The organism is Streptomyces sp. ActVer, assembly GCF_027270795.1.
GTDB lineage: Bacteria > Actinomycetota > Actinomycetes > Streptomycetales > Streptomycetaceae > Streptomyces > Streptomyces umbrinus_A.
In genome coordinates, this window is record NZ_JAPWHT010000720.1 from 1 (window position 1) to 3,172 (window position 3,172).

The 3,172-nt window shown below is 73.3% G+C and carries 2 protein-coding genes and 1 pseudogene; 2 read left to right on the forward strand and 1 reads right to left on the reverse strand.

Features of this window, described 5'->3' with window-relative positions; genetic code table 11:
- A partial coding sequence (locus tag O3Q52_RS51075) for a hypothetical protein (RefSeq protein ID WP_269655239.1) occupies positions 1-1,605 on the forward strand: 1,605 nt, incomplete at its 5' end.
- Positions 1,606-1,744: 139 nt separating this feature from the next.
- Here the strand turns inward: O3Q52_RS51075 and O3Q52_RS51080 are convergent.
- The gene (locus O3Q52_RS51080; RefSeq protein WP_269655240.1) at positions 1,745-2,599 is read right to left on the reverse strand and encodes a hypothetical protein; all 855 of its coding nucleotides are present in this window, start codon (positions 2,597-2,599) and stop codon (positions 1,745-1,747) included.
- 71 nt (positions 2,600-2,670) lie between these two features.
- Between O3Q52_RS51080 and O3Q52_RS51085 the strand changes: the two are divergent.
- Positions 2,671-3,172 (forward strand): annotated as a pseudogene (locus O3Q52_RS51085) (Ppx/GppA family phosphatase); the annotation flags it as partial.

The window sequence follows — 3,172 nt, forward strand, 5'->3', positions numbered from 1 at the left end:
TGCCTGCGCAAGCTCGCCGAGGCCAAGCAGAAACGTCATGGCGCCCATGCGCTGGTACGATCCGAGGGCGCACTCGCCACCGGCCGCCCCCAGGGCTCGTACGCCGACGGCCGGTCCCAAGGCGCGTACGCGGGCGTCCACCGTGCCGCCGCCGCGGTCGCCGACCGCCCCGGCGGCCAGACCGCCGACCGGGCGACCGACCACGCCTCCGATCGGACCGCCGACCCGACCGCCGACCTCCTCGCCGCCGCCGAGGAGGACCGTCGCCGTCGTGAACTGGCCCTGCTGGCCTGGCCGGAGGCCGCCGGTACGACGCCCGAACAGCGTGAGGCGCTCGAACTGGCCGTACGGCACCAGCTCGCCGCCCACGAGGTCGCCGCCGTCCTCGGCATGGACCTGGCCGCCGCCCGCGAACTCCTCGCGACGGCCGCCTGCGAGGTCGAGCGCACGCGCGCGGCCCTCGCCGTCGTCGAGACCGGTACCTGTCCGGGAGTTGCCCGGCTCACCGGCGACAACCACCTCGTCCTCAGCACGGCCCTGCGCCGCGAACTGGTCCGGCACGTCGACGACTGCCCGCGCTGTCGTCGTACGGCAGAGCGCGCGGTCCCCGGATCCTGGCCCGGCACCAGTGTCACGCCCGCCGCGCTGCCCGTACTCGAAGCCCCGCGCGCGGCCCTCCACCGGGCGATGACGCACGTCCCACGCGCGCGGGGCGGCGGTCCGCGCTTCGACCGGCGCGGTTTCCCGATGGACCCCAAGGACCGCGCGGCCCGCCGTGACCGCCTCCGCGCGCGTGCCGTCACCACGACCGTCGTCGCCACCGTCGTGGCGGCCCCCGTACTGGCCCTGTGGGCGGCCTACCGCGGCGCGCCCCTCACCGGCGAGGGAGCGGACGGCCGCCCGGTCACCGCGAACGAGGCGCACGGCCCGGACGGACTCGGCGGCGAGTCCCCCGGCTACGAGAACGCCGGCAACGCCAGCACCAGGCCCGACCCCCGCTTCACCCCGGGCAGCGACTCGCCCGACGTCTCCGTGGAAGTCATCGGCGTGGCCTCGGGACAACAGAAAACCGGCCTCTCCGTAGAGGCCGGTTCCAGCGGCGACACGACACTGATGACCCTCAGGGCGACCGGGAGTTCAGCGGTCCGCTGGTCCGCGCACACCGGGGCGTCCTGGCTCTACCTCAGCCAGTCGTCCGGAACGCTGGAGCCCGGCGAGTCGCTGACGATCAAGGTGTACGTCGACCATCTGCGCGAGCCGATCGGGCCCTGGAACGCCAGCGTGTCGGTCGCACCCGCGGGTGCGGTGGTCACGATCGACGGCTACGGGACGGCGGGCCCGAGCCCGACGCGTCCGGGGCCCCGCCCGGACCCGCCCACGCCGACACCGACCCATCCCGGTCCGACCGGGCCGGGGCCCGCCCCGGAGCCGACGCCGAGCGATCCGCCGCCGTCCAGTCCCGATCCCGAGCCGACGCCCAGCGACACGGCTCCGTCGGACCCGGAGCCGGAACCTCCGCCGGAGTCCTCCGGAGGTTCTACGCCGCCGCCCAGTGACAGTGCAGCCCCGAGTGACAGTGGCGACCCGAGTCCGTCGGAGGGCTGAGACGCTTCCCGCGCGGGGCGTTGTCGTCCGCGGGCCGTGGGGGCTGGTCGCGCAGTTCCCCGCGCCCCATGTAGGTCGCCCCCTGCTTGCGGGGCGCGGCCCGTTACGAGGCGCGGCGGGAATCGCGCAGCACGGCCCCTCAGCCGCGGGCCGGGTCCGCCGGGTGCGGAGCCACCAACGGCAGCTGGGACGCCAGGCGCTCCTCGCAGAGCTCCACCAGGCGGTCGTAGCCGGCCTTGCCCATCAGTTCGATCAGTTCGGGCCGGTAGGAGACGTAGACCGGGTCGCCCGCGCCGTGCGCAGAGGTCGCCGAGGTGCACCACCAGTGCAGGTCGTGGCCGCCAGGACCCCACCCGCGGCGGTCGTACTCGCCGATCGAGACCTGGAGCACCCGGGTGTCGTCGGGCCGGTCGATCCACTCGTACGTACGCCGGACCGGGAGCTGCCAGCAGACGTCCGGCTTGGTTTCCAGGGGCTCGCGGCCCTCCTTGACGGCCAGGATGTGCAGCGAGCAGCCCGCGCCGCCCGCGAAGCCCGGCCGGTTCTGGAAGATGCACGAGCCCTGGTACGGCCGGGTCTGCCGGTCGCCGTCCTCGTCCTTCGAGACCCAGCCGGTCTCCGTCCCCACCTCGTGGTTCTGCCACATCTCCGGCGTGAGTCTCGCCACATGCCCTGCTACGCGCTTCTCGTCGTCCTCGTCCGAGAAGTGGGCGCCCAGGGTGCAGCACCCGTCGTCCGCGCGGCCCGCCTGGATGCCCTGGCAGCCGCTTCCGAAGATGCAGTTCCAGCGAGAGGTCAGCCATGTCAGATCGCAGCGGAAGAGCTGCTCGTCGTCGGCCGGATCCGGGAACTCCACCCACGCACGCGCGAAGTCGAGCCCCTTCTCGTCACCCTGCTCCGGGACGTCCGGGGACTTCTTGGACTTGGGCGAACCCTTGGCGGACTTGGCGGACGCTGCCGACTTGTCGGCCTTTGCCTTTTTCGTCTTTGGCACGAGTCCAGGGTAAGTGGCCGGGAAGCCATCCGGGGACTGCTGGGCGTTCCGCGCGCAGTAGCGTTCCGTACATGAGACTCGGTGTCCTCGACGTGGGTTCGAACACGGTGCATCTGCTGGTGGTGGATGCACACCCCGGCGCGCGCCCGCTGCCCGCGCATTCGCACAAGGCGGAGCTGCGGCTCGCCCAACTCCTCGACGAGAGCGGCGCGATCGATTCTGTAGGAGTCGACAAACTGATCGCCGTTGTCCAGGAGGCGCTGGAAGCCGCCGAGGACAAGGGCGTCGAGGACCTGCTGCCGTTCGCGACCTCCGCGGTGCGCGAGGCCAGCAACGCGGACGACGTACTGGCCCGGGTGCGCGCCGAGACCGGCGTCGAGCTCCAGGTCCTCACCGGCGCCGAGGAGGCGCGGCTCACGTTCCTGGCGGCCCGCCGCTGGTTCGGCTGGTCGGCGGGGAAGCTGCTCGTCCTCGACATCGGCGGCGGCTCCCTGGAGATCGCGTACGGCATCGACGAGGAGCCGGACGCGGCGGCCTCGCTGCCGCTGGGCGCGGGTCGGCTGACCGCGGGCT